3 protein-coding genes are annotated in these 1,864 nt (G+C 42.1%); all 3 read right to left on the bottom strand.

Annotation, left to right across the window (positions count from 1 at the left end):
* Positions 1-215 precede the first annotated feature (215 nt).
* Positions 216-644, bottom strand: coding sequence for a hypothetical protein (locus tag QUB61_RS39170; RefSeq protein WP_333136834.1), 429 nt, complete (start codon positions 642-644; stop codon positions 216-218).
* A gap of 321 nt (positions 645-965) precedes the next feature.
* Positions 966-1,172: a hypothetical protein gene (locus QUB61_RS39165; protein ID WP_333136832.1), complete on the bottom strand. Its 207-nt coding sequence runs from the start codon at positions 1,170-1,172 to the stop codon at positions 966-968.
* Between the two features lie 4 nt (positions 1,173-1,176).
* A complete protein-coding gene (locus QUB61_RS39160) occupies positions 1,177-1,455 on the bottom strand; it encodes a hypothetical protein (protein ID WP_333136830.1) in 279 nt (92 codons plus the stop codon).
* Positions 1,456-1,864: the final 409 nt, after the last annotated feature.

Below are 1,864 nucleotides of genomic sequence, written 5' to 3'. Positions count from 1 at the left end.
TTCTCAGATTCAGGCTATCAGGCATTGTCTGAGTTAGTTTGGCGATACTTGCTTATCAGCACTTATTGAGCAGTTACATAAACTCTTGCCACGACCGGGCAAACCATAGATAGCAGTTACAGGCATCTTTTACCTCCTATTTAAAAGGCGATCGGTTCGTTGTTTGATGCCGATCGCCTTAATTTGCAGTGCGAATTATAAGGTTACTCTACGCATCAAACACGGCTTAAAACCATATTTAGGATTCTCAGCACAAGCATAAAACCCATTGGGGCAAGAGCCACCCCAAAAGCTGCAAGGGCAATCCCGTCAACCTGCTGAATCATGTTAATAGCATTTTCAACGCCAGATTGGATAGAATCAGCCGCTGCCTCGGCAGCATTGCTCGCACCAGCACCAGTACCGCCAGTAGCAAATGCACCACCCGCGCTAAGAGCGATGCCGCTAACAGCTACGGCGGCACCAGAAACAGCAACACGGGAAGCAGCACACAGAGTACGATAAAACAGATCGTTGAGCCGTTGCACATCGTCATCAGTGATAGTACGAAATTGTAAATCGTCAACGGCGGACGCTGAATCTTTAAGCAGCTCATCAAGTTCGACAACATTGACTTTTGAACGTTCTAAGAGTTTGATAGGCATGGTTTTTCAAGAAATGACTAATGAATATCGACCAACAATTAACAGGGATTTAACATCAATACCGCACCCTGTAAACGGTATCTCGCAGTAGCATTTACTGCTGAAAAACAAGAATCAATCATTTTGATATCGGAGGGGTAGGGATAACAGGAGTTAGACACCTATCAACTACAAATTGTTGTAAATGAAGGTTTGCCAGCCCTATGAGAAGACAAATGATAACTTGTACAAGGATGACAAAACGGGTATCAATAAACTTGCTAGGTAGTTCTAGATATTTTTCAACCGCCTCGTCAATAGCTTTAACAAATGGGGGCTTCATCAATCAACAAATCGCTTAGCGATTACAATAAATGCGAGTGTAGAACTACAGGCTAAACCTGCTTGCATTGCCCAATCCATAGAAAAATCGATAACAGTTCTAACATCGTTTTCAACAAATTTCATAGCAGCAGCAGCGCTGTTGTCAATGCCGCTAGTTGAAAGTAGTAAGGAAACAGAAAGAGCGAGAGAAACAAAAGCAGACATTCAATTAACCTCTCATTCTGATGGCTATGCCAAAAGCACAAGCTATTGCCATCGCACCAAAGTGGTCAGCGATAAAATCTTGGGTGCTAGCTTTCATGTTGTCGGCAAAAGCTTGAGGACTGCCAAGAATAACTCTCATTCGAGCGACTGCCTGCTCACCAGTAATGCGATCGGCAGAGGCTAAAAAGCGGATAGAATCGCCCAAAAGCCAAATATCACCACTGATAAGACCAGAAAATGAGGCCAGACAGCAAGAATTACTACCATCAAATCCATCTTTCATCACACCTCAATCAACAAAAAGTTTAACAACTCTCAACATTAGTCCGAGGCAGAAGAACTGAACTAAGAGAATGAACAAATTTTCCCAAATAAACGAGACGATAAGATTAATTAAATCTTCATCAGTAGGTGGTTCCACCGTCAGCAGAAACAGAAGCCAACTCTTGGTAATCATCAACATCATCATGCAGGGGTACAGACTCTAAAGATTTTTTATGAGCAGCCCACTGTGCAGCCGTTGCAGTAAATAAATCAAAGTAATCCTTGAAAACTGGATTAGCTTTATTACCAACACCTTTAATGGCACCGTCCCAATATGAGGTAACATTACCAGATCATTACTCACAAGTTAAGCTAAAAGCACTATTGTCAATGAGTAAAATTACTCATCTTTTACCTGTTGACCCAAT

The organism is Microcoleus sp. C2D2 (assembly GCF_036702495.1).
Classification (GTDB): domain Bacteria; phylum Cyanobacteriota; class Cyanobacteriia; order Cyanobacteriales; family Microcoleaceae; genus Microcoleus.
Note: the sequence above shows the minus strand (reverse complement) of the source record. Positions and strands in the feature narration are given on the sequence as shown.